Genomic DNA, 26,488 nt, shown 5'->3' on the forward strand with positions numbered 1-26,488 from the left:
TCCCCCGCCCCCCCACCGCGGGGGCCCCCCCCCCGACCCCCCCCCCCCCCGCCCGTCCCCCGACCGGCCGCCGACGGCATCGCGTCCGGCGGGCCGTGCGCGGCGGGGGTGGGCCAAGGGGCGCAGGGGCCGACCGCCGCCGGCGGCCGGTCAAAGGCGCCTCCGGCGGCTCCTGTTCGGATTGACACCGGGCTGCCGGGGCCTCGTACTGAACCAGGAGACGCTTTTGGTCAAAGGCGTCTTTTTGGTGCATTCCACCACCCCCATCCCACCCCCCCATGGAGCCGCCATGACGGTGCAGCCACAGCAAGCGACCATGCCGACGGTCCTGGTGTTCGAGGACGACCCCGGCGGAGACCCGCTGCACATCAACATGCCCGTACCGCACCCCGTCCCCCAGCTGGACACCCAGCCCTTCCCGACGGCCATCGCGGAGACCGCGCCGCAGCCGAACGGCGCCGGGCCCGGCACCGAGGCGTTCCGCTACTGGGTGGCGGCCGACTCGCTCAGCCGGGCCGCCCAGACCTGGGGGCCGCTGGTCCCGACCGGGACGAAGTGGCATCCGCAGGTCGGACGCGCCCTCACGGCGCACCTCAACGCGGGGGACGACCTGAACGCCTTCTACGACCGCAAGGGCCTGTGGTTCTTCCGCTCCACGGTGGCGGGCGTCAACGTGGCGGCGTGCGAGAGCAACGAGGTCGTCCAGCACGAGGCGGGGCACGCGGTCCTGGACGCCCTGCGCCCCCAGCTGTTCAACATGGCGAGCGCGGAGACGGCCGCCCTGCACGAGGCGTTCGGTGACATCAGCGCCCTGCTGGGCTCGCTCCAGCTGGAGTCGCTGCGGATCGCGGTGCTGGCCGAGACGCAGAGCAACCTCGAGATGTCCTCGCGGATCTCCCGGATGGCCGAGCAGCTGGGCTGGGCGATCCGGCAGGGCCACCCGAACGCGGTGGACCCGGACTGCCTGCGCAACCTGTCCAACACCTTCTTCTACCGCGACCCGGTGCTGCTGTCGCCGAACGAGCCCGCGAGCAGGCTCTCCAGCGAGCCGCACTCGTTCTCCCGGGTCTTCAGCGGCGCGTTCCTGAAGATCGTCGCCGGGATCTTCCGGCAGCAGGACCTCCAGGACCAGGCCGGTCTGGGCCGGGCGGCCGAGATCGCCGGACAGCTCCTGGTGGACGCCGTCGTGGCCGCACCGGTGGTGTCCGCCTACTACGCCCAGGTCGCCGGTCACATGATCGCCGCGGACCACCGCCGCAACGGCGGGATGTACGGCCAGTCCCTGCGCTCGGCGTTCATCCGGCACGGCATCCTCTCCCTGGAGTCCGCCGCGTCCATCACCGAGCCGGAGGTGGCCCGCCGGGGCGCCGGGATGGCCGAGGCGACGCCGGGCGGTGGTGACGACGAGGGCCTGACCCCCGTCACGGTCCAGGGGACGACGTACGGCATCACCCAGCCGCTCACCCTCTCGGCCCCGGCGCAGGAGCGACGCTTCGGCATCGCGGGCTCCGACCCCGCCGGCGGCTCGGTGCGGCCCTCCGACCCCGACCGGGTCGCGACCTCGTACCTGGAGGACCTCTTCCGCCGCGGCCGGGTCCACGTGCCCGAAGAGCACCGCTCCGCCACGTCGTTCGCCGACGACAGCCCCTACCGGCTCAAGACGCACGAGATCACGCGGAGCACGACCAGTGAGGGGCTGACCCTGGTCCGGCGCTGCTTCGACTGACCAGCAGGTCCGGGACGTCCGAGCGGGCCGCCCGGGACGTCACCGGGAGAAGCGCAGACGACGGACGGTGAGCCGTCCGTCGTCCTCGCGCCTGATCACGTGTGTCGTCCCGGGCGTCGGCTCCTCGCCCTCGAAGACCGCATCGCCGCGGGCCAGCAGGTCCTCGGCGAACTTGTCGGCGGCCGCCAGGTCCTCCACCGGCCCCTGCACGGTCACCGTGAAACCGGCGTGTTCGAGCACTTCGCCGCCCAGCGCGGTGACCATGGCGACCACGAGCCGGGGGGAGACCACCCGCACGGGCACGGCCTCGGTCCCGTCCATGGCCGCGGTCGACGCGGACGGGCCCTGGCCGTCCGGCAGCCCGATCCGCGCCCGGAACACGGGACGGTCCTCCAAAGCGGCCCGGGTGAACACCGGATGTGGCGCGGTGCGCATCCCCGCCTCCCGTGCGAACGCCCGCTCCCGGACGTCCTCGCCCACGAAGACGCATGCGCCGGCCGGCGTTCCCCCGGTGCCCGCGACGGCCCGGTCGAAGATCCCGCGACCGTCCTTCGCGCCCCAGTGCACGAGGGCCGGGTCCGTGAAACGGCCGGGGAACGCCTCCGCCAGTGCGTTTGCCGCCCGTGCCGCGGCGCCGTCGCCCGGTCCTGGGTCGGAGATGATGCCCTGGCGCACCTCCCCGAGGGCGTCGAGCACGGCACCGACCCGCGGCAGGGGCCGCAGCCTCAGCGAGCCGTCGGGTTCCACCTGGGGATCCGCGAGGGTCCCCCCGATGTCGAAGAAGATCACAGACATGGGGAGTGCCTCCCCGCGCTGCGCACTTTCGACGCGGGACCGCAGGGGTGAAAGCGCCGCAGGGGAAGGCACCGCAAGGGTGTCGGCGCCGTGGGGGTGAAGGCACCGCAGGGGAAGGCCCCGCAGGGGTGTCGGCCGCTGGGTGAAGGCACCGCTGGGTGAGGGCGCCGCAGGGTGACAGCGCCCCAGGGTGAAGGCACCGAAGGGGCGCGCGCACCGCGGGTGTGACATGCGGTGGCGGCGTCCGGCGCGGGCTGAACCGCGCGGTGCTGGGTAGATTGGCTCTCCTGACGTGCGACCCCTACGCCGATCGTGCCGGAGTTCCCATGCCGTTCAGCCGTCTGGCCACCGCCACCACGCCCACCGCGCACATCGGACTCGGCCTGGCCGCGGTCGGCCGCCCCGGCTACATCAACCTCGGCCGCGAGGACGACCTCGGCGCGGACCGCAGCGTCGGCGCCCTCCGCTCCCGCACCCACGACCTCCTCGACGCCGCCTACGCCCAGGGCGTCCGCTACTTCGACGTGGCCCGCTCCTACGGCCGCAGCGAGGAGTTCCTGGCCGACTGGCTGACCGCCCACCCCGGCATCGACGACGTGGTCGTCGGCAGCAAGTGGGGCTACACCTACACCGCCGGCTGGTCGGCGGACGCCGAGACGCACGAGGTCAAGGACCACAGCGTGCGGACTTACGACCGGCAGCGCGCCGAGACCGCCGAGCTGCTCGGCGACCGGCTCGACCTCTACCAGATCCACTCGGTGACCCCGGACAGCCCCGCCCTCACCGACAAGGAGCTCCACGCCCGCCTCGCCGAAGCGGCGGCCACCGGTCTCACCATCGGCTTCTCCACCAGCGGCCCCGCCCAGGCCGACGCCGTCCGCGCGGCCCTCGCCGTCACGGTCGACGGTGAGCCCCTCTTCCGTACCGTCCAGTCGACGTACAACGCCCTGGAGACCTCGGCGGGGCCCGCCCTCGCCGAGGCGCACGACGCCGGGCTCACGGTGATCGTCAAGGAGGGCATGGCCAACGGCCGCCTGGCCGCCCCGCACGCCCCCGCCGCCCTCAAGGCCGTCGCCGACGAGACCGGGCTCGGTTGTGACGCCGTGGCGCTCGCGGTCGTCCTGCGCCAGCCGTGGGCCGGAGTTGTCCTCTCCGGTGCCGCGACGCTCACCCAGCTCTCCTCCAACCTCCACGCGGCCGTGGTCGACCTGGACGAGGACCAGCTGGCCCGCCTCGCCGCCCTGGCGGAGAAGCCCCGCACCTACTGGGAGCATCGCGGCAGCCTGCCCTGGCACTGAGCCAGAACCCGCCCTGACCAGCCATCGGTGAGTCACATCTGCCCAGGGTGAGACAATGATGTCTCACTCGGGCTAGACTTGTCTCATGGCCCTCGATCGTGACCACGTCCTGCGCAGCGCAGCCGCCCTGCTGACCCGCAAGTCCACCGCGACCATGGACGAGGTCGCCAAGGCCGCCGGGATCAGCCGGGCCACCCTGCACCGGCACTTCGCCGGGCGCGACGCGCTCGTGCGCGCGCTGGAGGCGCTCGGCATCGAGGAGTGCGAGGCGGCCCTGGACGCGGCCCGCCTGGACGAGGGCCCCGCCGCCGACGCCGTCCACCGCCTGGTCCGCGAGATCGAACCGGCCGCGGGCCTGCTCGCCTTCCTCTACACCGAGAACCAGCTCTTCGAGGGCGAGCAGCAGAACCAGGGCTGGACCCGGATCGACAACCGCATCGCGGCTCTCTTCCGGCGCGGTCAGCGCGGCGGCGAGTTCCGCATCGACCTCACGCCCGCCTGGCTCACCGAGGCGCTGTACGGCCTGCTGGCCTCCGCCGCCTGGGCGGTCTCCGAAGGCCGGGTCGCCCGCAAGGACTTCACCCACATGATCGTCGAGCTGTTGCTCGGCGGCGCACGACGAAGAGAGGAATCATGACCAGCACCGTGCAGCCGGCGCGCGTGGCGGAGACCGAGGAGCAGCGGCCGGGCCGCTGGCTCGCGCTCTCCGCTCTCGTGCTCGCCGTGCTGCTGGTGGCCGTCGACGCGACCGTCCTCGGCCTCGCGACCCCCTACATCAGCGAGGACCTGAACCCCTCCGGCACCCAACTGCTCTGGATCGGCGACGTCTACTCGTTCGTCATCGCCGGGCTGCTGGTCTCGATGGGCAGCCTCGGCGACCGCATCGGCCGCAAGCGGATCCTGCTCGTCGGTGCCACCGCGTTCGGCGCGGTCTCCGTCCTGAACGCGTACGCGACCACCCCCGGCATGCTGATCGCGGCCCGTGCCCTGCTGGGCGTCGCGGGCGCGACCCTGATGCCGGCCACCCTCGCCCTGATCCGCAACCTCTTCCACGACCCCCGCGAGCGCAGCCTCGCCGTCGGCATCTGGGGCGCGGCTGCCTCGGCCGGCACGGCCGTCGGCCCGATCGTGGGCGGCTTCCTGCTCGAACACTACTGGTGGGGCTCGGTCTTCCTGATCAACCTGCCGGTGATGGTGGTCCTGGTGCTCGTCGGCGCCAGGACGCTCCCCGAGTCCCGCAACCCCGACCCCGGCCCCTGGGACCTGATCAGCGTCGTGCTGTCCCTGGTCGGCATGATCGCCGTCGTGTACGCGGTGAAGGAGGCCGCGACGCACGGTCTCACCGGTGTGACCGCGGCCGCCGCCGTCCTGGGCAGCGTGGCCCTCTGCGGGTTCGTCCGCCGTCAGCTCACCATGCCCAAGCCCCTGCTGGACATGCGGCTGTTCCGCAACAGCGGCTTCAGCGGCGCGGTCCTCGCCGACCTGCTGACCGTGCTCGGCATGTCGGGCCTGGTGTTCTTCCTCTCCCAGTACCTGCAACTGGTCCAGGGCAGGCACCCGTTCGAGGCGGGTCTCGCCGAACTCCCGGCCGCGATCGGCGCGGTGGCGGCGGGCCTGGTGGCCGGCCGCGCGGCTCGCCGGCACTCGGTCCGGGCGGTGGTCTCCGGCGGTCTGGCGGCGGTGGGCGTGGCCCTGGCGGCCCTGATCACCCTCGCGCAGTCCACCGGTTACCCGGTCCTCGGCGCCGCCCTCCTGGTGGTCGGCGTAGGCGCGGGCTTCTCCTTCACGGTGACGGCGGACGTCATCCTCTCCAGCGTCCCCAGGGACCAGGCCGGCGCCGCCTCGGCGGTCTCCGAGACGGCGTACGAACTGGGGGCGGCGCTCGGCATCGCCCTGCTCGGCTCGATCGTGACGGCCGTCTACCGCGGCTTCCCGGACCCGCCGGGCACCCCGGCCGCCGCCCATGAGTCCCTGGGGGCGGCGGTGGAGGCGTCGAAGGCCATGCCGGCCGCCACGGCGACCGACATGCTGACCGCGGCCCGCGACTCCTTCACCCACGGCCTCCACCTGGCCTCGGGCGCGGGAGCAGCCGTCCTCCTTGCGACGGCGACTGCGGCGTGGTTCCTGCTGAAGAACCAGAAACTCTGAACCCCGCCCAGGGACAGCGCCCCGCAAGGGGCGCTGGGAACGGCGCGACCAGCCCCCACCCACCCGTACCCGGCGTGCGACGAAGTCCCCGGAACCTCATTTCTGGTAACCGAGGACCGTCATCATCCCGCTCTCCGAGTGGTACTGGTTGTGACAGTGCAGCATCCACAGCCCGGGGTTGTCGGCATCGAAGTCGAGCACCAGTTTGCGGTGCGGCAACACGATCGTCGTGTCCTTGCGCGCCCCCGCCGAACTGATCCCGGTGACCGAGAACGTGTGCCCGTGCAGGTGCATCGGATGCCACATGTCGGTCGCGTTGACGAGCGTCAGCCTCACCCGCTCACCGGCCCGCACCGCATGGCGTTCCCGCACGTCGTACGCCTTGTGGTCGAACCCCCAGTCGTACTTCTGCATCGTCCCCGTGATCCTGATCCGCAGGTCGCGGTCGGGAACCCGGTCGTCCATGGCGACGGACTCGGCCGGCAGCAGGCGGCGCGCCGGCACGATCTCGCGGTCCAGTTCGGCCGGGCGGACATCCGGCGACGGAAGGTTTCTCCCCTTGTCGGTGCGGAGGATCGCGAGCGCCTTGCCCTTCTTGCCCTCGGCCAGCGCGACGAGCGGGAAGACGCCGTCCTTGACGGTGACGAGGACGTCGTAGCGCTCGGCCATGCCGATGAGCAGCGCGTCGGTCCTCTTGTGCTGCACGGGATAGCCGTCGGTGTGGGTGACCGTCATGGCGTGGCCGCCGAGGGCCACCCGGAAGGCCGTCTCCGAGCCCGCGTTGATCAGGCGGATCCGGACCCGGTCACCGGGGCGGCAGCGGAAGACGGAGGGATTCGTACGCAGCCGCCCGTTGGCCAGGTAGTGCGGGTAGGCGACGTTGCCGCCCTCGCCGTGGAGCAGGTCGCTGTGGGAGTTGCGCAGTACCCGGTCCGGGCCGGTCGGTGCCTTGGACCGGGGCTTCGGGCCGGACGGCGACGCGGAGGCGTGCGCCGACGCGTGCGGGCTCGGGCTGCCGCGGCCCGGACCCATGCCCATACTCATGTCCATCGCCATCGACCCGCCCGGCTTGAGCTGGTCCAGCACCTGATCGGGGTGGGAGCCGCCGATGTCGTCCACCCAGTCGTCCAGGACGACGACCCACTCCTGGTCGTAGGCGAGCGGCTCCTTCGGGTCGTCGACGATGAACGGCGCGTAGAGGGCGCGGTCGGGCTGCATACCGACGTGCGAGTGGAGCAGATACGTGCCCGGGTGGGCGGCGACGAACCGGTAGATGAAGTCCGTCCCCGGCGCGATGGGCGCCTGGGTCAGGTCCGGGACTCCGTCCATGTCACAGCGCAGCCGCACCCCGTGGGCGTGCAGTGTGGTCTTCTCGGTGAGCTGGTTGGAGAGGGTCAGGCTGAGCACGTCACCGGCGGTGACGCGGACCAGCGGCCCCGGGACCGACTCGTTGTACGCCCAGCTGTGGACCGAGCGTCCGCCCAGATCCAGCATGCTCCTGGCGGCCGTGAACCTGATCATGCGGACGGGCCCGGACCCGCGCTTCCGCTCGGTCGCGAGCACTTCCGGGTCCGACGGGTTGACGTACCCCTTGGGCCCCTGCGGGACGAACGCCGCGGTGCCGGCCGTGTGCTGCGGGCCGGAGCGGGGCTCGGAGCCTGAGTCGCTACACGCCGCAAGTAGCCCCGCGCCGGCGGCAGCGAACGGAGCGCGGAGCAGGGTACGCCGAGAAGGTTTCTGCATGTCTGAATAAGACATGCTGTGTGCTCATATGGCCGGTAAATCCGGATGAATGACCGAAGTGTCGGGGCAGATTCCACCGGCAGGCGGACCCCGGGCGGGTGTCAGGCAGATGGCAGACAGACGGGCACGGACCACCGGTCCGTGCCCGTCTGCCGAAAGGGTGCCGTCAGGACCCCGCCGTCAGGCAGCCTTCGCCTTCGTGGCGTACATGTCCACGTACTCCTGCCCGGACAGCCGCATCACCTCGGCCATCACCGAGTCGGTCACGGCCCGCAGCACGTAGCGGTCCCGGTCCATCCCCTCGTACCGCGAGAACTCCATGGCCTCGCCGAACCGGACGGTGACCTTGCCGGGCCGCGGGATGCCCGCGCCGCCGGGCTGCAGCTTGTCCGTGCCGATCATCGCGAACGGCACCACCGGGGCGCCGGTCATCAGCGTCAGCCGCGCGATGCCGGTACGGCCCCGGTAGAGCCGGCCGTCGGGGGAGCGGGTGCCCTCCGGGTAGATCCCGAAGATCTTCCCCTCGTCCAGGACCCGCTTGCCCGTCATCAGCGCGGCGACCCCGCCGCTCGCGCCGTCCCGGTCCACCGGGATCATGCCCACGCCGGTGAAGAACCAGGCCATCAGCCGGCCCTTGAAGCCCTTCCCGGTGACGTACTCGTCCTTGCCGATGAAGAACACCTGCCGCTTGCTCACGAGCGGCAGGATCATCGAGTCGATGAAGGTGAGGTGGTTGCCGGCGAGGATGACCGGGCCGTCCCCCGGGATGTGCTCCACGCCCTCCACCTGGAGGCGGAACATCAGGCGCATGATCGGTCCGAGCACTGCCTTGATGAGCGCGAAGCGGGACAACGGGTCCTCCGATGTCGAGGGGCGGTATGAGTCTGTGCAGGTGAGGACATTACTCGCGGCTCCGGGGGAAGCGCACATCGGGAGCGGCCGGTTCACCGAGGTCTTACGTACTGTTGACGCTGGTTTACCTGGGGTGACGCCCCGGTGACGGGACACGACGCGCGCACGGCGATGTGACGGAAGTCGCCGACGGACCGTCACGCTCGCCGTCCATCAGCCATTCGGCGTCATCCGGCCGTTGGACCGGCGGTCTCCCTGCGGTCACGTGCGCAGCCCTACGATCGGCCCGCATCGAAGGGCGAAGGTCAGGAGGGCGCTCATGAACACGGACGGCTCGAACGAGCGGACGCAGGCGAACGGTACGACCGGACGGCGGGCGCTGCTCGGCGCCGCGGTGCTCGGCGCCGGCGGCGCGGTCCTCGGACTGCCCGGCGCGGCAAGAGCGGCCGAGGCCAGGCAGGCCGGTCACGGCGGCGGCCTGAAGAGCCTCCCGAAGCCGACCGTCATCGGCCACCGGGGCTCCAGCGGCTACCGCCCGGAGCACACCTTCGGCTCCTACGACCTCGCTCTCGACCTCGGCGCCGATGTCGTCGAGGCCGGCGACCTCGTCCCCACCAAGGACGGCCACCTGGTCTGCCGCCACGAGCCGGAGATCGGCGGCACCACGAACGTCGCCGACCATCCCGAGTTCGCCGACCGCAGGACCACCAAGACGCTCGACGGCGTGCCCACCACCGGCTGGTTCACCGAGGACTTCACGCTCGCCGAGCTGAAGACGCTGCGCGCGGTCGAGCGCATCCCGGCCAACCGCCCGCACAACACGCTCTACAACGGCCGCTGGGAGATCCCCACCTTCGAGGAAGTCCTCAAGTGGCAGGACGAGCAGACCCGCAAGCGCGGCAAGCAGGTCTGGATCTACCCCGAGACCAAGCACCCCACCTACTTCCGCCGCCTCGGCCTCGGCCTTGAGGAGCGGGTCGCCAAGCTGCTGCACAAGTACGGCAAGGACAAGCGGAACTCGCCGGTCATCCTGCAGTCCTTCGAGCCGTCCAGCATCCAGCGCCTGAACACGCTGGTCGACAACCCGCTGGTGGTGCTGCTCTCCGCCGCGAACTCGCAGCCCTACGACTTCGTCGCGACCGGCGACCCGCGCACGGTCGCCGACCTGATCACGCCGAAGGGGCTCCGCGAGATCGCCGGTTACGCCCAGGGCATCGGCCCCACCCTCGACCTGGTCATCCCCAAGGACGCGAGCGGCAACCTCACCACGCCGAGCACCCTCGTCGCGGACGCGCACAGGGTCGGACTGATCCTGCACCCGTACACCATGCGCAACGAGAACCCCTTCCTGCCGCCGGCCTACCGCAACGGCTCCGCCCCGGACGCCTACGGTGACGTCTTCCCGGTCTTCCAGAAGTACTTCGAGACCGGCATCGACGGCGTCTTCACGGACAACGCCGACACCGCGCTGCTGGCCCGCGCCGACTTCGTCAACGGTTGAGCCCTCGCACCCCCTTCGGGTGGCTCCCGGCCGCCCCGGCAACCTGCCCCGGGGCGGCGGCGTCGTTCGGCACATGACGCCCGACCTGGTCACCGCCCTGCGCCCGCTGCTCACCGCCGAAGCCTCGGCCGAGGCGTACGCGTCCGGCGGGGACCCCCGCGACCTGGAACAGACCGTCTGGCTCCGCCTGCTGGAACGCCTGGCGACCCATGGACCGCCGCGCGCGCCCGAGGACTGGCTGCGCCGGGCGGTCCGCGCCGAGTCCCGTCGAGCCCGGCGCACCGCCCGCCGGGAACGCCCCTACGCCGAGGACCCTGCCGACACCGGCACCCCCACCCCCGAACAACGCGTCCTCAGCACCGCCCGCCACCGCGCTCTGCGCGAGGCGGTGGTCCGCCTGCCCGGCCGCTGCCCCCGGCTCCTCCAGGCCCTGCTCTCCTCGAAGGACCTGACATACCGGGAGATCGCAGGGGAGTTGGGTATCTCACAGGGCAGTCTCGGCCCGGAACGTTCCAGATGTCTGGGTTGTCTGCGTCGATTGTTGACGCCGGAGGTTGCGCCCCGCGAAGTGCGGGGATAGGAGTGAGAACGACAGGCGATCAGGTGAGCGGGAGGCGTGCGCACATGGGCATGAGCGTGACCATCTCGGTGGCGACCGAGCAGGATGCAGAGCAGATCTTCAGGCTCCAGTACCTGTGCTTCCAGAGCGAGGCGGCGCTGTACGGCAACTACCGCATCGACCCGCTCGTCCAGAGCCTCGACTCGGTCCGCGAGGAGCTTGCCACCGACTGCGTCTTCGTCGCCCGGCTCGGCGAGGAGGTCGTCGGCTCGGTCCGCGGCTCGGTCACCGAGGACGGCGCCGCCGCCATCGGCAAACTCTGCGTCCACCCCCGCCTCCAGGGCCACGGCATCGGCGCCCGCCTGCTCCGCGCGGCCGAGGGGGCATTGGCGGAAGAGCGAGGCGCCAAGAAGTTCCGTCTGTTCACCGGCCACCGCAGCGAGGGCAACCTCCGCCTGTACCGGAGGGTCGGCTACGAAACCGTGGGCACCTCGAAGGGCGCGGACGGCGTCCCCATGATCGTCCTGGAGAAGCCGGCCAGTACGTACGCAACAACGGCTTGATGCAGCGCCCCTTCAGGGGCGCGGGGAACTGCGCGACCAGCTACCACGCACCCGCTGTCGCGCACGTTCCTCAACCAGCTTCCCCTTGGGCGCCCTTCCGCAACCAGTACAGAGCGGAAACCGGCAGGAGCACGGGAATGAACACGTACCCCATCCCGTAGTCCGACCACACGGTCGCATCCGGGAACGCGGAAGAGTCGACGACGGTCCACGTGCCCACGATCAACACCCCCGCGAGCTCGGCGGCGCAGCACACCTGCGCCACCCTGCGAGCCGTCTCGCCGCCCCGCACCAGCGTGTACGTGATGAACGCGTACACCACCCCGGCGACGGCGGACAGCGAGTACGCCAGCGGTGCCCGATGGAACTCGGTCGCGATCTGGTACGCGGACCGCGACAGGGCCCCGACCACCATCACCCCGTAGAACCACACCAGCAACGTCCCCGGCCCGCTGGTCAGCCGCCGCTTCGGCCTCTCTTCCACGGCCGTCATCTCACCTTCCCCAGATGTCATAGAGCCGCACCTCCAGCACGGCCAGCACCACACCGGCCGCGGCGACCGTCACCGAACCCCACCGCGTCCGCTCGGCCAGCGACATGAAAGCCGCGGCCGGCACGCACGCGAACGCGCCCAGCAGATAGGCGACGAAGATCGTCGTCCCCTGCTCCGGTTTCTCGCCCCGCGCCAGCAGCACGATCCCGGCGATCAGCTGGACCAGCGCCAGCACCGTCACCACGGCCATCCCGATGAAGTGCCAGTCCTTCGTCGGCTGGTCCCGGTACGCCGCCCAGCCGCACCACGCGGCGAGCAGCAGCGCGGCGACTCCGGTCACCAGCAGCAGGGCATTGAGCATGCGGTGACCTTATTACGGCCGAATCGGCCCGATGCCGTCGCCCCCGCCGGACTCCGGGCCGGCCGCGCCGACGGCGTGGCCACCGTGGCCTTGGCCACAACCCACCAGGCGCACGAGCCGGCCGCGGACCTCGTGGTGAAGGACCTCTCGGGCTTGTCCGCCCTGGTCACCGAGCACACCGCCGAGATGTCGGCCCGCGGCCGAGAGGTGTCCATCGCTGTCCAGCATGCGGACAGCGGAGGCCTGTCAGGACCGTAGGTCTGGTTTACTGATCGCATGACCACGACGAGCGACCGCACCCCTGCGACCGAGGCGACCATGACGCCCGGTGCTCGTTGTCTGTGTCGAATGTGCGCCTTCTAGAGGGCCCCCGCACCACCCCAGCGCTCGCGCCCCGAAGCGAGACCGGTGGCATGTCCGTACGACGCCACGACGCCCGTATGTGAGCCGAGCCGCCCCCCGCGCACATGTTCTCCCCGGTTCAGCGCCCCTGCGAGAACCGTGCCGCGTCCCTGAACGAACGCACCCGTGCGCCAGGGCACACCCACGCCCGCGCACTCGACAGTGACGGAAACCCACGTGATCACCACCACGGGCCTGACGAAGATCTATCGGTCCCACCGCTCCCACGGCCGCGAGGTCACCGCCCTCGACGGCGTCGACCTGCACGTCCGCGAAGGCGAGGTGTACGGCGTCATCGGCCAGTCCGGCGCCGGCAAGTCCTCGCTGATCCGCTGCGTCAACCTGCTGGAGCGCCCCACCGCCGGCACCGTGACGGTGGACGGACAGGACCTCACCGCCCTCGCCGGGCGCGGTCCCCGGGCCGGCAAGGAGCTGCGGCAGGCGCGCAGCCGGATCGGCATGGTCTTCCAGCACTTCAACCTGCTGTCCTCGCGCACCGTCCAGGACAACGTCGAGCTGCCGCTGGAAATCCTCGGAATGTCAGGGAAGGAACGTTCCCGCAAGGCACTTGGTCTGCTCGACCTGGTCGGACTCGCCGACAAGGCCAAGGCCTACCCCGCCCAGCTTTCCGGCGGCCAGAAGCAGCGCGTCGGCATCGCCCGCGCGCTGGCCGGCGATCCCAAGGTGCTGCTCTCCGACGAGGCCACCAGCGCCCTCGACCCGGAGACCACCCGTTCCATCCTCCAGCTGCTGCGCGACCTGAACCGCCAACTGGGGCTGACCGTCCTGCTCATCACGCACGAGATGGACGTCGTGAAGACGGTCTGCGACTCGGCCGCCCTCATGGAGAAGGGGCGGATCGTCGAGCACGGCACCGTCAGCGAACTGCTCGCGACACCGGGCTCCGAACTGGCCGCCGCGCTCTTCCCGGTCGGCGGCGAGGCCTCCGGCGACGACCGCACCGTCCTCGACGTCACCTTCCACGGCGAGGCCGCCACCCAGCCGGTCATCTCCCAGCTCTCCCGCACCTACAACATCGACATTTCGATCCTCGGTGCCGCCATCGACACCGTCGGCGGTCTGCAGATCGGCCGGATGCGCATCGAACTGCCCGGCCGCTACGAGGAGAACGTGGTGCCCATCGGCTTCCTGCGCGAGCAGGGTCTCCAGATCGACGTACTGGGCCGGGAGGCCCTGCTGGTGAAGGACGGTGCCCAGTGACCGGGACTGACTGGTCGGAGATGCAGCCCCTGCTCTCCCAGGCGTGTTGGGACACCCTCTACATGGTCGGCTGGTCCACGCTGATCGCGGTCGTCGGCGGGCTCCCGCTCGGCGTCCTCCTCGTCCTCACCGACCGCGGCGGCCTGCTCCAGAACGTGCTGGCCAACAAGGTCATCGGGCAGATCGTGAACATCGCCCGCTCGATGCCGTTCATCATCCTGATGGTCGCGCTGATGACCTTCACCCGCTGGATCACCGGGACGACCATCGGCCGCGAGGCCGCCATCGTGCCGCTCGCCGTCGGCGCCGTCCCCTTCTTCGCCCGCCTGGTCGAGACGGCGGTCCGCGAAGTGGACGGCGGCCTGGTCGAGGCAGTGCAGTCGATGGGCGGCAACACCTGGACCGTCGTCCGCAAGGTCCTCGTGCCCGAGTCGCTGCCCTCGCTCATCTCCTCCACCACGACCACGATCGTCGCGCTCATCGGCTACTCCGCCATGGCCGGCACGGTCGGCGCCGGCGGGCTCGGCGACATCGCCATCCGCTACGGCTACCAGCGGTTCGAGACCGAGCTGATGTGGATCACGGTCGCCATCCTCGCCGTGGTCATCTCGGCCATCCAGTTCGCCGGCGACTACGCGGCCCGCACGCTGCACCGCCGGGGCGGCCAGTCCGGCCCGGCGCCGAGGCTGCGCCTGCTGAAGGCGTCGACGGCCCCCACCGGCGAGACCGGCTGACCCCTACGGCACCCCACAGATTTCCCCGCACCACCCACCGCGGGGTCGCTCCACCCTTAAGGAAAGGCACTTTTCGTGCGTAACACCGCAAAGCTCACCACCGCCGTCCTCGCCGCCGGAGCCCTCACCTTCGGGCTCACCGCCTGCGGCTCCGGCAAGGACTCCGCCTCCTCCGACTACAGCGGACCGCTGGTCGTCGCCGCCAGCCCGACCCCGCACGCCGAGATCCTCGACTACATCAAGGACAACCTGGCGAAGAAGGCCGGCCTCGACCTGGAGGTCAAGGAGTTCACCGACTACATCACGCCGAACACGGCGACCGAGGACGGCTCGGTGGACGCCAACTACTTCCAGAACCAGCCGTACCTCGACGACTTCAACAAGAAGCGCGGCACCCACATCGTGCCCGTCGTCACGGTCCACCTGGAGCCGCTCGGCCTCTACTCCCACAAGGTCAAGAGCGCCGACGCGCTGAAGAGCGGTGCGACGATCGCCGTCCCCAACGACGCCGTGAACGAGGCGCGCGCCCTCAAGCTGCTCGCCGCCGACAACCTCATCACCCTCAAGGGCGGCGTCGGCAGCGAGGCGACCCCGCAGGACATCGCCAAGAACCCGAGGAACCTGAAGTTCAAGGAGGTCGAGGCGGCCCAGACCGCGCGCTCCCTGGACGACGTGGACGCCGCGGTGATCAACGGCAACTACGCCATCTCGGCCGGCATCAAGCCCGCCAAGGACGCCCTCGTCCTGGAGTCCGCGAAGAACAGCCCGTACGGCAACTTCCTCGCGGTGAAGAAGGGCAACGAGAAGGACCCGCGCGTGAAGAAGCTCGCCAAGCTGCTCACCTCGCCCGAGGTGAAGAAGTTCATCGAGGACAAGTACCAGGGCTCGGTCCTGCCGTCCTTCTGACCGTCCGTCCGTCCCACCGGCGGCACGTATACGGCGTATCGCCACGCACGGGGTCCACTCGCTCACCGCTGGGGGTGCCCCCACACCCTTTGGGTAGTGGGGGAGGACCCCGTCGTGCGGTTCAGTGGTTTCATGCTGCATGCTGGGCAGTTCGCGGGCTCTCACGGTCTGGGCCCGGACGTGTTTCCGAAGGTTACGGAGCGGCGCATGACGAGCACCTTCCCCAACATCTCCATCAGCACGGAGCGGTTGGTGCTGCGTCCCCTCGACGAGGACGATGTGCCCGCCCTGGCGGAGATGATGAACGACGAGCAGGTGGCCGCCTGGACCGACGTCCCCCAGCCGTTCACCGAATCCGGTGCCCGGCACTGGATCACCGACTACGCCCCCGCGGAGCGCGCCTCGGGCCGGGGCCTGGACCTCGCGGTCACCGAGTTCCTCACCCAGCGCCTGGTCGGCGTCATCCAGCTGACCAAGACCAACTGGCACATCCGCGCCACCGAGTTGTCGTACATCATCGCCCCCTGGGCGCGCGGCGAGGGCTACGCCTCCGAGGCCGCGCTCGCCACCGCACAGTGGCTCTTCGGCGACCAGAAGTTCGAACGCATCGAGTTGCGCACGGCCGCCGACAACACCGCGTCCCAGCAGGTGGCCCAGAAGATCGGCTGCATCAGCGAGGGCGTGCTGCGCAACGCCTGCATAGCCCACGTCCGCACCGAGGACGGCACCTGGGCGGACCTGCGCACCGACTTCATCGTGTGGAGCCTCCTCCCGGAGGACCTGGAAGGCGCCGGCGAGGAACTGGCCGGAAGTGACGGCTTCACCTCCTGGAACTGACGCCGAGGGACCTCGCCCCGCCGCGCGCCGGACACCTCCACCAGATACCCTCACGGAGCCCGTGCACAGGCACCGGACCCTGACGACCTGCGACATCCCTGGAGACTGACGACGATGGCCGACCGGGTCACGGTGATCGGCTGGGACGGCTCCCCCCTGACCGCCGCGGGGCGCGGCGCGCTGGGCGCCGCCACGCTCGTCGCGGGTGCGGCCCACCATCTCGACCTCCCCGAGGTGCCGCCCGGCGCCGAACGCATCCGCCTGGGCAGCGTGGCCCTCGCCGCCCGCCGCATCGCCGGCCACCGCGGCACCGCCGTGGTCCTCGCCGACGGCGACCCCGGCTTCTTCGGCGTCGTACGGACCCTGCGCGCACCCGAGTTCGGCCTGGAGGTCGAGGTCGTCCCCGCCGTCTCCTCGGTGGCCGCCGCCTTCGCCCGCGCCGGCATGCCCTGGGACGACGCGCAGGTGGTCGTCGCACACCGGCGCACCCTGCGACGCGCGGTGAATGTGTGCCGCGCCCACACCAAGGTCGCCGTCCTCACCTCACCCGGCGCCGGACCCGCCGAGCTCGGGCTGCTTCTGGAGGGCGTCCACCGCACCTTCGTCATCTGCGAGGAACTGGGCACCGAACGCGAGCAGGTGCACGTCGTCACCTCCGACAAGGCCGCCGACCACGCCTGGCGCGACCCCAACGTCGTCATCGTCATCGGCGGCACGCCCGGACCGGTGGCGGTGCCCGAGGGCGGCGGCTGGATCGCCGGCCGGGACCCCGCCGCCGGCCCCCGCGGCTGGGTGCAGCCCGACGCGGAGTACGGCGAGGGAGCCGCGCTCGGCGAAGGGGAAACGGATCTGCTGCGGGCCGCCCAACTCGTCCGGCTGGGGCCCCGGGTGGGGGACCTGGTCTGGGACATCGGCTGCGGCAGCGGCGCGTTCGCCACCGAGGCCGCGCGCGCCGGTGCCGCCGTCATCGCCGTCGACCGGGACCTCGCGGCCTGCGTCCGCAGCGAGTCGGCCGCCCGCAGATTCGGGGTCCAGCTGCAGATCGTGCACGGCAACGCCCCGCATGTCCTGGAGAACCTGCCCGAGCCCGACGTCGTCCGGGTGGGCGGCGGGGGAGCGGCCGTGGTGAACGCGGTGGCCGACCGCCGCCCGCAGCGCATCGTCACCCACGCCGCCACCCGCGACGCCGCCGAACTCGTCGGCCGCGACCTGACCGAGCACGGATACCAGGTCGAGTGCGCCCTGCTGCAGTCCCTCGAACTCGACACCAGGGCTTGGACGGAGACCGAGCGGAGCGTGGCGTTCCTGCTCAGCGGCGTGCTGCCCGAGCGCGCCCCGTGATCCTGTTGTCATACTTCGCGCGGTAGGCTGGCCGATCGCTGCACTACACCAGTGGCCCGGAAGTTCGTTCGTCAATGTCCGGAAAACACGCCTCTTTTGGGGCGGGTGTGGTACGGCGGAACCGGGGACGCGCAACGTGGCGCAGTCCACAGCGGGCTGTCGCGGATCATGCTGTCGCGACGGTCGAACGGCCGGGACAATGCCACTGAATGGCTTTGTCGCCTTTTCCGGCGGGTCGTTCGTGCCGCTGGGCACGCACGCTCGTTCTTGACTGCGGGGGCGGTCGGTGCGCCGCCCCGGGCGAGCAGGTCGTAGAAGGCACTAACCGATGGGCGAGGGGTACGCATGACGGACACCGGCCAGGTCCCGGGCGAGGGACTGCCGGAGAGCGCAGGCATGGTGGAACAGCCGGGCGTTCCCGCACACGGCGCGTACACCTACCTCTCCGAGTCGCCCGCCGAGGACGAGGACCTGCTGCTCCCCGGCGCCCAGGGCGCCTGGGGCAACGAAGTGCCGCCGCCGGCCCCGGAGCCGGTCGTCGAGGCCGTCCACGAGCCCGGCCCGCACGAGACGGGCGGCCGGGACAGCGGCTCGGTCGACCTCACCGCCGTCCGGCTGCCCAGCTCGGTACCGGCGTCCCCGATCCTCTCCGTGCCGCACGACCCGGCGGCCGCCCCGGCCCCGCGCCGCCCCTTGCACCTCGGCCCGCCGATCCCCGACGCCTCCGCCAGCCCGGTCCGCTCCCTCGCCGACCGCGGCCCGGCCGGGGCGCCGGTACGGCAGCCGGGCGTGCCGGCGGTTGGTCCCGAGTATCTCGACGTCCAGCCGCCGCGCGAGGCCGTACCGCCGTCCGCGGCCCCCTGGGGGGCGCCGCAGCCGGCGTCTGCCTTCCCGCCCGCCGCACCGCAGGCCGCTCCGGTGGCTCAGGCGGCCGCACCGGCCCCGGCCGCCGAGGCGGTTGCTCCGGTTCCGGAGGCCGTCGCCGTCGCGGCCCCCGCCGCTCCTGCGGTCGCGCAGCCGCAGCCGCAGCCCGCGGTCGCCCACGAGCCGCACCCGGTCGACGCGTACGACGCCGCGCAGGCGGCCGTCGCCCGGATCGCCACGGCGGCCGTGGCCGCGACCGCCGCGGCCGAGCCGCAGGCACCTGTGGTCGGCATCGCCGCAGAGCCCGAGCACGCGCACGGCCCGCAGGGCGCGGCCCAGCCGGTCGACGGAAGCGGCCCGGTAACGGTGGCGGAGCCGGGAGACGAGCCGGCGGCCGATCCGGTGGCGCCGGAGGCTGCCCGGACGCCGCAGGCTCCGCAGTTCGCGGGAGCTCCGGGGACCGCAGAGGTGCCGCTCGGGCCGGGCGGGGTGCCTGCGCAGGCGGCGCCGACGGACGCGGTGAGCCAGGAGACTCCGCAGGCGGGGCCGGTACCGGGCGCCGACGCGGCACCCGGTGCGGCCGCCGGGACCGAGGCCGCGGCGGTGGTGGCGGAGGAGGCCGGTCAGCCGCTCGCGGAGCCGGTCGCCGAGGCCGTGGTGACCGAGCCGGAGCCGCAGGCCGTGGCGCCGGTCGCGACCGAGCCGGTCGCGGGGGGCGGGACGTCGGAGCCCGGCCCCGCACAGGCGGGCCCCGCACGTGAAACCGCCGAAGCCGCCGAAGCCGCCGAACCGCAAGCCGTCGAACCCGAGGCTGTCGTGCCGGAAGCCGTCGTGGCCGAGGCCGCAGTGCCCGAGGTCGGCGTACCCGAGGCCGCAGTGCCCGAGGCTGTCGTTTCGGAAGCCGCTGTGCCCGAGGCCGCTGTGCCCGAGGCCGGCGTGCCGGAAGCTGCCGTGTCCGAGGCCGGCGTGCCGGAAGTCCTGGCGGCGGAGTCCCTCCAGGGCCCGGAAGGCCTTGCCGTCGAGCCCGCCCAGCCGGTGCCCGCCGCGCCGCCGGTGCCGGGACAGCCCGCTGAGGCCGCCGCCGAGGAAACAGTGCCGGTCGCCGCCGCCGAGGAAGCCGTGCCGGCGGCCCAAGCACCCGTCGCCGCCGAGGCCCCGCAGCCGCCCCAGGCGCCGGAACCGCTCGCGGCGGCCGTCCCGGAGGCCGAGCAGGTCGCCCCGCCCGCCCCCGCCGAGGTCCCCGCGGCGGCTGTCCTACCGCCGTCCGGGACCCCCGACGCACGGCCCGACCAGCCGGCCGACGGCGTCGTCCCCCTCGCGGGCCCGCAGATCCAGGGCGGCGCGCCCGCCCCCGAGGCGACCCCGACGGCCGCACAGCCCCTGGCCGCCGCGGGCCCGACGGAACCGGCGCCGGAGCCGCCGCTCGGCGAGTTCGTGGCCGTCGACGGCCAGGTGCCGACCACCCCGCACCTCGCCCCGACCCCGCCGCACCCGCTGGTCCTCCCCGCCCAGGACCAGGGCGGCGAGTCGCTGCCCGAGCAGGCCGCGACGGTCCCCGCGCCCCGCGAGGCCGAGCCCGCTGCGCTGCCGGAGCAGCCCGATGTCGTACAGCACGCGGAGGACCTGGACACCAGGGCCGCCGACCAGGAAGAAAGCACGGCCCCCGTGGCAGAAGCACGTCAGTCCACCGGCCCGGCCGCACCCGCCTACGACGACGCAGAGCGCGAGGCCGTCCTCAAGGTCATGCGGGAACGCCGTGACATCCGCAACGGCTTCCGCAGCGACCCCATCCCGCACGAGGTGCTGCTGCGGGTCCTGGAGGCCGCGCACACCGCGCCGTCCGTCGGCCACTCCCAGCCCTGGGACTTCGTCGTCATCCGCTCGGCAGACACCCGCCGCACCATGCACGAACTGGCCATGCGCCAGCGCGAGGCCTACGCCAAGTCCCTTCCCAAGGGCCGGGCCAAGCAGTTCAAGGAACTGAAGATCGAGGCGATCCTCGACACCCCGGTCAACATCGTCGTCACCGCCGATCCGACGCGTGGCGGCCGTCACACCCTCGGCCGTCACACCCAGCCGCAGATGGCGCCCTACTCGGCCGCCCTCGCCGTCGAGAACCTCTGGCTCGCCGCGCGTGCCGAGGGCCTCGGCGTCGGCTGGGTGAGCTTCTTCGACGAGCGGGAGATGGTGCGCGCCCTCGGCCTGCCCGAGCACCTGGAGGTCATTGCCTACCTGTGCGTCGGGTACGTCGACGAGTTCCCGGACGAACCCGAGCTGATGCAGGCCGGCTGGTCCAAGCGCCGCCCGCTGTCCTGGGTGGTCCACGAGGAGACGTACGGCCGCCGCGCGCTGCCCGGCGAGGACCCGCACGACCTGCTCGCCGAGACCGTCGCCAGCGTCCGGCCGCTGGACGCCAAGGCGCTCGGCGAGGCCTGGGAACGGCAGAAGCGGATGACCAAGCCGGCCGGCGCGCTCGGCATGCTGGAGATCATCTCCGCCCAGCTGTCCGGGCTGTCCCGGCAGTGCCCGCCGCCGATCCCGGAGCCCGCGGCCGTCGCGATCTTCGCCGGCGACCACGGGGTGCACGCGCAGGGTGTGACGCCGTGGCCGCAGGAGGTCACCGCGCAGATGGTGGCCAACTTCCTCGGCGGGGGAGCGGTCTGCAACGCCTTCGCGAGCCAGGTGGGCGCGGAGGTGTGCGTGGTCGACGTCGGCGTCGCCTCCGAACTGCCCGCCACGCCGGGCCTGCTGCCCCGCAAGGTCCGCGCGGGCACCTCCGACATGACGACCGGCCCCGCGATGACCCGCGAGGAGGCCAAGCAGGCCATCGAGGTGGGCATCGAGACGGCCCGTGACCTGGTCGCGGCCGGTAACAAGGCGCTGCTCACCGGCGAGATGGGCATCGCCAACACGACTGCGTCCGCGGCCCTGATCTCGGTCTTCACGGGCGCCGACCCCTCCGAGGTGACCGGTCGTGGCACCGGCATCAACGACGAGACGCTCGCCCGCAAGACCGAGGTGGTCCGGCGTGCCCTGGAACTCCACCAGCCGGACCCGGCCGACCCGATCGGCGTCCTCGCCGCGGTCGGCGGTTTCGAACACGCGGCGATGGTCGGTCTGTTGCTCGGCGGCGCCTCCCTGCGCACCCCCGTCATCCTGGACGGCGTGAGCGCGGGCGCCGCGGCCCTGGTGGCCCGCGCGATCGCCCCCGAGGTCCTCGCAGCCTGCATCGCGGGCCACCGCAGCGCGGAACCGGGCCACGTGGCGGCCCTCAACAAACTCGGCCTGCGCCCCCTGGTCGACCTCGACCTCCGCCTCGGCGAGGGCACAGGCGCCCTCCTGGCCCTCCCCCTGGTCCAGAGCACGGCCAGAGCCATGCACGAGGTGGCGACCTTCGACTCGGCGGGCGTGACGGAGAAGTAGGAACCCGCCCCTGGGGCGACCAGCCGGTTGCCGAGACCGTTGCGAGGACGAAAGGCCGTCACCGCCCCGGGCGACCGGCAGGCCGTCAGCGGCTGGCGGCGGACGATGCTCCGACCGCCGCGCGCCGACCCCAGCCACCGGCTTCCGCGCCACCGTCCACCGGCTCCGGGGCTGTCGCTTATCGGTTACCGACTTCCTGGTCGTCGGCTCTCGGCTCGGGTCGGTTGCTTACCGGTTACCGGTTACCGACTTCCTGGTCGTCGGCTCTCGGCCACCGGCTTCCAGGCCGTCGGCCACCGGCTCCGAGGCTGTCGCTTACCGGTCAGCGGCTTCGGGGTCGTCGGCTCTCGGCTCGGGGGCTGTTGCTTACCGGTTACCGGCTTCCGTGCCGTCGGCCACTAGCGCTACGCGCCTGTCGCTTGCGCCACTGCCGCGCCGGGTTCCCCGTCGGCCGGCCCGGTGGTTGTGGGCAGTCGTTCCGCTGGGGCGGAACGGGTGGGCACAACCACCCACGACCCCGCACCCGGCAGACGACGCCCAGCCACCGGACACCTGTCCCGCCCCCCTCCCACCCCGCTTAAAATGCCCACGTCAGGGCACCAGACGCCGCCGCCACCCAAGGGAGCCGCCCCCTCATGGCCGAACACCCCGCCTACCCCGTAGGCCTCCGCCTCGCAGGCCGTCGCGTGGTCGTCGTCGGCGGTGGCCAGGTGGCTCAGCGCCGCCTTCCCGCCCTCATCGCGGCAGGCGCCGACATCACCCTCGTGTCCCCGGAAGCCACCCCCTCCGTCGAGGCGATGGCCGACGCCGGCGAGATCACCTGGACCAGGCGCCCCTACCAGGACGGCGACCTCGGCGAAGCCTGGTACGCGCTGATCGCCACCAGCGACCCCGCCGCCAACACCGCAGCCTCCGCGGAAGCGGAACGGCACCGCGTGTGGTGCGTCCGCGCCGACGACGCCGACCAGGCCACCGCCTGGACCCCGGCGACCGGCCACAGCGAGGGCGTCACGGTCGCCGTCCTCACCACCGACGCGCGCGGCCGCGACCCCCGCCACACCGCCGCCATCAGGGACGCGGTCGTCGAGGGCCTGCGCGACGGCACCCTTGTCGCCCCCCACCACCGCACCCGCACCCCCGGCGTCGCCCTGGTCGGCGGCGGCCCCGGCGATCCGGACCTCATCACCGTCCGCGGCCGTCGCCTGCTCGCCGCCGCCGACGTCGTCATCGCCGACCGCCTCGGCCCCCGCGACCTCCTCGCCGAACTCCCCCCGCACGTCGAGGTGATCGACGCGGCGAAGATCCCGTACGGCCGCTACATGGCCCAGGAGGCCATCAACAACGCCCTGATCGAGCATGCCAAGCAGGGCAAGTCGGTCGTACGCCTCAAGGGCGGCGACCCCTACGTCTTCGGCCGGGGCATGGAGGAGGTCCAGGCCCTCGCGGAGGCCGGGATCCCGTGCACCGTCGTCCCGGGCATCTCCAGCTCGATCTCCGTGCCGTCCGCCGCCGGCATCCCGGTCACGCACCGCGGCGTCGCACACGAGTTCACGGTGGTCAGCGGCCATGTCGCACCGGACGACGAGCGCTCGCTCGCCGACTGGCCCTCCCTCGCCAAGCTCACCGGAACCCTCGTCGTCCTGATGGGCGTCGACAAGATCGGCAGGATCGCCGAGACGCTGGTCGCACACGGGAAGTCCCCGGACACGCCCGTCGCGCTGGTCCAGGAAGGCACGACGGCCGCTCAACGCCGGGTCGACGCGACCCTCGCCACGGTCGCCGAGGTCGTCCGCGCCGAAGAGGTGAAGCCCCCGGCGGTCATCGTGATCGGCGAGGTCGTCAACGTCGGCGTGGACGCGGGCCCGTGGCCGGCCCCCTGAAGCGCACTGACGTAACCCCGGGTAACACAACCCGTTCCAGCCCGTTGGCACCACACCCAGGACAAGGCAGTATCACCCTGTGGCCGATCTCATCACCGTCGAGGATCCCGACGACCCGCGCCTGCGCGACTACACAGGCCTGACCGACGTCGAGTTGCGCCGCAAGCGCGAACCGGCCGAGGGCCTGTTCATCGCCGAAGGCGAGAAGGTCATCCGCAGAGCCAAGGACGCGGGTTACGAGATGCGTTCCATGCTGCTCTCCGCCAAGTGGGTCGACGTCATGCGCGACGTCATCGACGAACTCCCGGCCCCCGTCTACGCGGTCAGCCCCGAGCTCGCCGAGAAGGTCACCGGCTACCACGTGCACCGCGGCGCCCTCGCCTCCATGCAGCGCAAACCGCTGCCGACGGCGACCGAACTGCTGCGCACCACCCGCCGGGTCGTCGTCATGGAGTCGGTCAACGACCACACCAACATCGGCGCGATCTTCCGCTCGGCGGCCGCCCTCGGCATGGACGCGGTGCTGCTCTCCCCGGACTGCGCCGACCCGCTCTACCGGCGCAGCGTGAAGGTCTCGATGGGGGCGGTCTTCTCCGTGCCGTACGCCCGTCTCGACACCTGGCCCAAGGGGCTGGACTCGGTCCGCGAGGCCGGGTTCACGCTGCTGGCCCTGACTCCGGACGAGAAGGCCCGCAGCCTGGACGAGGCCGCCCCGCACCGGATGGACAGGGTCGCCCTGATGCTCGGCGCGGAGGGCGACGGCCTCTCCACCCAGGCCCTGGTCGCCGCCGACGAATGGGTGCGCATCCCGATGTCCCACGGCGTCGACTCCCTCAACGTGGGCGCGGCGGCCGCGGTCGCCTTCTACGCGGTGACCACCGGCCGCCCCGAGGCGTAGGACGCCCGCCCGCTACTCCCTGAGAGCCACGGCCTTCGCCGCCACAGTGCCGGAACCGGGCACGCCCATCCCGTGCGCGGGCCCGGAGCAGCCCTGCGCCAGCGCGATCCCCAGCGCCACCAGCAGCGTCACCACCACGAAGACGAACAGCCGCTGGCGCAGCAGCCGCGGATTGGCGGGCCGCCGTCCGGTACCCGTGGGACGCGGCGCCGGACGCCCGGTACCGCCGCGCGACGCGGGCCGGCCGCCGGTGCCGTTCCCCGGCCGGGTGCCGTTGCCGCGCGGGGCGGGCGTGGGCCGCGAGCCGTTCGGCCGCGACGGCACACTCCCGGCCGGCCGCGGACCGCTGCCACCGCGTGACGGGGCGTTGCCCCGCGGCGATCCGCCCGGCAGACCGGGGGAGGACTGCGGCCGCCGCTGGGTGCGCTGCGCATCCGGATAGGTGTCGGCGAGCCGCCCGGTGGGCCGGTCCGCCTCCGCGGCACGCTGCGCGGGCGGCCGCACGTCGGCCAGCCCCTGAGCCTCGCGCGCGGCGATCTCCTTCAGTCGGAGCGACAGCTGCAGCGTGCTGGGCCGGTCTTCCGGATCCTTCGCCAGGCAGGCCCGCACCAGGGGTGCGAGCGCGTCCGGCACCCCGTGCAGGTGCGGCTCCTCGTGCACGACCCGGTAGAGCATCACTTCGGAACTGCCGTGCCCGAAGGGAGAGTCACCGGTCGAGGCGTAGGCGAGGGTCGCGCCGAGCGAGAAGACGTCCGTGGCGGGGGTGACCGCCGCCCCCCGCACCTGCTCGGGGGCGAGGAACCCGGGGGAGCCGACGGCCGTACCGACGTGGGTGAGGGTGGACGCGCCGGTGGCCCAGGCGATGCCGAAGTCGATGATCCGCGGCCCCTTCGGGGACAGCAGGATGTTGGACGGCTTGAGGTCCCGGTGCACGACCCCGGCCTCGTGCACGGCGACCAGGCCCTCGGACAGCGCCGCGCCGACCGCCGCCGCGTCCGCCGCGCCCAGCGGGCCGTCGTCGGCCACCTTGTCGTGCAGCGAGGGTCCGGGCACGTACTGGGTGGCGAACCACGGCCGCTCGGCGTCCAGATCCGCCGCGACCAGCCGTGCCGTGCAACCGCCCCTGATCCGCCGGGCCGCCGAGACCTCACGGGCGAAACGCGAGCGGAACTCCTGGTCCTCGGCCAGATCGGGCCGGATCACCTTCAGCGCGACCCGCTGCCCCTTCTTGTCGGAGCCGAGATAGACCACGCCCATGCCGCCGGCGCCGAGTCTTCTGTGAAGCCTGAACGAGCCGACGACGCGCGGGTCCTCGCGCCTCAGGCGCATCATCGCCATGTTCATCCCCGCTGCCCGGTCCGTCTGACGTGGCACAGCTTACGTTTACCGGGCCGCCCGTGCGCAGAGGCCGCGCCCTCTCGGCCCGATGGATTGTCAGTGCCGGGTGCGAGACTTGAGGAGTGGTCAGGAAGGCGCCGTTATCGGCGCCTTTGAGCACCTCGCTGCTCCAACAAGCCGTCACAGAAGGGGGATTGATGCTGTGAAGGGTGACCGCGTGGAGATAGTCGTGGACGCCGGTGACACCACCCGCACCTACGAGGTGGTGGCGAGCAGGGCGGGCCGCCGGGTGGAGACAGCGGTCCGTCGAGGGGTGGTGGAAGTGAGCGAAGTCACGCGAAGCGGCACCGTCGTCCGCACCGCCCGCTTCATGGCGACCCGGGTCCTGGCCCTCGTCGAGCAGCCGGTTCCCCGCGAGGACAGCTCGGAAAAACCGGGAAGGACCGGGCACCCCCTCCGGGAAGACCCCGAGGGGTAGGACGAGACGCGGTCCACGTCTCCACCCAGAGGAGTAGACCGCAGGTCACGGCTCATCCTCTCGGAGGCCCGCGATTCGGTACGAGGGCATGACGTCCCCGAGGCGCCGCGCGCCTAGATTTGATGTC

22 protein-coding genes and 1 pseudogene are annotated in these 26,488 nt (G+C 72.3%); 17 read left to right on the forward strand and 6 right to left on the reverse strand.

Annotated elements, in window-relative coordinates; all coding sequences use genetic code 11:
* Positions 1-289: 289 nt before the first annotated feature.
* A complete protein-coding gene (locus AB0M11_RS23340; protein ID WP_365708457.1) occupies positions 290-1,726 on the forward strand; it encodes a hypothetical protein in 1,437 nt (478 codons plus the stop codon).
* A gap of 39 nt (positions 1,727-1,765) precedes the next feature.
* Here the strand turns inward: AB0M11_RS23340 and AB0M11_RS23345 are convergent, their stop codons facing one another.
* Entirely contained in the window at positions 1,766-2,521 is a 756-nt protein-coding gene (locus tag AB0M11_RS23345) for an HAD family hydrolase (protein ID WP_365708459.1), read from the reverse strand.
* A 326-nt stretch (positions 2,522-2,847) separates the two neighbouring features.
* On the opposite strand from AB0M11_RS23345, the gene AB0M11_RS23350 reads away from it, so the two are divergent.
* The 3 genes from AB0M11_RS23350 to AB0M11_RS23360 all read left to right on the forward strand — a co-directional run bounded on the left by AB0M11_RS23350 (position 2,848) and on the right by AB0M11_RS23360 (position 5,967).
* The gene (locus tag AB0M11_RS23350; RefSeq protein WP_365708461.1) at positions 2,848-3,819 is read left to right on the forward strand and encodes an aldo/keto reductase; all 972 of its coding nucleotides are present in this window, start codon (positions 2,848-2,850) and stop codon (positions 3,817-3,819) included.
* Between the two features lie 85 nt (positions 3,820-3,904).
* Positions 3,905-4,456: a helix-turn-helix domain-containing protein gene (locus tag AB0M11_RS23355; protein ID WP_365708463.1), complete on the forward strand. Its 552-nt coding sequence runs from the start codon at positions 3,905-3,907 to the stop codon at positions 4,454-4,456.
* Positions 4,453-5,967 (forward strand): MFS transporter, encoded by a 1,515-nt coding sequence (locus tag AB0M11_RS23360; protein ID WP_365708465.1) that lies wholly within the window; start codon positions 4,453-4,455, stop codon positions 5,965-5,967. Before AB0M11_RS23355 ends, AB0M11_RS23360 begins: the two co-directional genes overlap by 4 nt.
* A gap of 96 nt (positions 5,968-6,063) precedes the next feature.
* Here the strand turns inward: AB0M11_RS23360 and AB0M11_RS23365 are convergent, their stop codons facing one another.
* Both AB0M11_RS23365 and AB0M11_RS23370 read right to left on the reverse strand, forming a co-directional pair.
* The gene (locus AB0M11_RS23365; RefSeq protein WP_365708468.1) at positions 6,064-7,710 is read right to left on the reverse strand and encodes a multicopper oxidase family protein; all 1,647 of its coding nucleotides are present in this window, start codon (positions 7,708-7,710) and stop codon (positions 6,064-6,066) included.
* Between the two features lie 180 nt (positions 7,711-7,890).
* Entirely contained in the window at positions 7,891-8,562 is a 672-nt protein-coding gene (locus AB0M11_RS23370) for a lysophospholipid acyltransferase family protein (RefSeq protein WP_365708470.1), read from the reverse strand.
* Between the two features lie 319 nt (positions 8,563-8,881).
* Here AB0M11_RS23370 and AB0M11_RS23375 point away from each other — a divergent pair, with 319 nt between their 5' ends.
* The 3 genes from AB0M11_RS23375 to AB0M11_RS23385 all read left to right on the forward strand — a co-directional run bounded on the left by AB0M11_RS23375 (position 8,882) and on the right by AB0M11_RS23385 (position 11,185).
* Positions 8,882-10,063, forward strand: coding sequence for a glycerophosphodiester phosphodiesterase (locus AB0M11_RS23375; protein ID WP_365708472.1), 1,182 nt, complete (start codon positions 8,882-8,884; stop codon positions 10,061-10,063).
* A gap of 73 nt (positions 10,064-10,136) precedes the next feature.
* Positions 10,137-10,643 (forward strand): sigma-70 family RNA polymerase sigma factor, encoded by a 507-nt coding sequence (locus tag AB0M11_RS23380; protein WP_365708474.1) that lies wholly within the window; start codon positions 10,137-10,139, stop codon positions 10,641-10,643.
* Positions 10,644-10,687: 44 nt separating this feature from the next.
* Positions 10,688-11,185, forward strand: a complete 498-nt coding sequence (locus tag AB0M11_RS23385) for a GNAT family N-acetyltransferase (protein WP_365708476.1) — start codon at positions 10,688-10,690, stop codon at positions 11,183-11,185.
* A gap of 70 nt (positions 11,186-11,255) precedes the next feature.
* On the opposite strand, the gene AB0M11_RS23390 is transcribed toward AB0M11_RS23385, so the two are convergent.
* Together AB0M11_RS23390 and AB0M11_RS23395 are read right to left on the reverse strand one after the other, a co-directional pair.
* A complete protein-coding gene (locus AB0M11_RS23390; protein ID WP_365708478.1) occupies positions 11,256-11,678 on the reverse strand; it encodes a hypothetical protein in 423 nt (140 codons plus the stop codon).
* A gap of 1 nt (position 11,679) precedes the next feature.
* Positions 11,680-12,039: a hypothetical protein gene (locus AB0M11_RS23395; protein ID WP_365708480.1), complete on the reverse strand. Its 360-nt coding sequence runs from the start codon at positions 12,037-12,039 to the stop codon at positions 11,680-11,682.
* Positions 12,040-12,078: 39 nt separating this feature from the next.
* Between AB0M11_RS23395 and AB0M11_RS23400 the strand changes: the two are divergent.
* From AB0M11_RS23400 to AB0M11_RS23440, 9 genes and pseudogenes are all read left to right on the forward strand, one after another.
* A pseudogene (locus AB0M11_RS23400) lies at positions 12,079-12,297 on the forward strand (hypothetical protein); the annotation flags it as partial.
* Positions 12,298-12,618: 321 nt separating this feature from the next.
* Positions 12,619-13,662, forward strand: a complete 1,044-nt coding sequence (locus AB0M11_RS23405) for an ATP-binding cassette domain-containing protein (protein ID WP_365708482.1) — start codon at positions 12,619-12,621, stop codon at positions 13,660-13,662.
* Positions 13,663-13,682: 20 nt separating this feature from the next.
* A complete protein-coding gene (locus tag AB0M11_RS23410; protein WP_365708568.1) occupies positions 13,683-14,396 on the forward strand; it encodes a methionine ABC transporter permease in 714 nt (237 codons plus the stop codon).
* Between the two features lie 75 nt (positions 14,397-14,471).
* On the forward strand, positions 14,472-15,302 hold the full coding sequence (locus tag AB0M11_RS23415; RefSeq protein ID WP_365708484.1) for a MetQ/NlpA family ABC transporter substrate-binding protein: 831 nt from the start codon (positions 14,472-14,474) through the stop codon (positions 15,300-15,302).
* Positions 15,303-15,509: 207 nt separating this feature from the next.
* A complete protein-coding gene (locus tag AB0M11_RS23420; RefSeq protein ID WP_365708486.1) occupies positions 15,510-16,139 on the forward strand; it encodes a GNAT family N-acetyltransferase in 630 nt (209 codons plus the stop codon).
* Positions 16,140-16,253: 114 nt separating this feature from the next.
* Entirely contained in the window at positions 16,254-17,480 is a 1,227-nt protein-coding gene (gene cbiE, locus AB0M11_RS23425; RefSeq protein ID WP_365708488.1) for a precorrin-6y C5,15-methyltransferase (decarboxylating) subunit CbiE, read from the forward strand.
* Positions 17,481-17,825: 345 nt separating this feature from the next.
* The gene (gene cobT, locus AB0M11_RS23430) at positions 17,826-21,767 is read left to right on the forward strand and encodes a nicotinate-nucleotide--dimethylbenzimidazole phosphoribosyltransferase (protein WP_365708490.1); all 3,942 of its coding nucleotides are present in this window, start codon (positions 17,826-17,828) and stop codon (positions 21,765-21,767) included.
* Positions 21,768-22,402: 635 nt separating this feature from the next.
* Positions 22,403-23,647: a uroporphyrinogen-III C-methyltransferase gene (cobA, locus tag AB0M11_RS23435; protein WP_365708492.1), complete on the forward strand. Its 1,245-nt coding sequence runs from the start codon at positions 22,403-22,405 to the stop codon at positions 23,645-23,647.
* A 79-nt stretch (positions 23,648-23,726) separates the two neighbouring features.
* Positions 23,727-24,545 (forward strand): RNA methyltransferase, encoded by an 819-nt coding sequence (locus AB0M11_RS23440; protein ID WP_181807761.1) that lies wholly within the window; start codon positions 23,727-23,729, stop codon positions 24,543-24,545.
* Positions 24,546-24,557: 12 nt separating this feature from the next.
* Here the strand turns inward: AB0M11_RS23440 and AB0M11_RS23445 are convergent, their stop codons facing one another.
* Positions 24,558-25,889 carry a protein kinase gene (locus tag AB0M11_RS23445; protein ID WP_365708570.1) on the reverse strand — a complete coding sequence of 444 codons (1,332 nt, stop codon included), beginning with the start codon at positions 25,887-25,889 and terminating at the stop codon, positions 24,558-24,560.
* A gap of 196 nt (positions 25,890-26,085) precedes the next feature.
* On the opposite strand from AB0M11_RS23445, the gene AB0M11_RS23450 reads away from it, so the two are divergent.
* Positions 26,086-26,361 carry a hypothetical protein gene (locus tag AB0M11_RS23450; RefSeq protein WP_365708494.1) on the forward strand — a complete coding sequence of 92 codons (276 nt, stop codon included), beginning with the start codon at positions 26,086-26,088 and terminating at the stop codon, positions 26,359-26,361.
* Positions 26,362-26,488 lie beyond the last annotated feature (127 nt).

This window comes from Streptomyces sp. NPDC051987 (assembly GCF_040680735.1).
Lineage (GTDB): Bacteria > Actinomycetota > Actinomycetes > Streptomycetales > Streptomycetaceae > Streptomyces.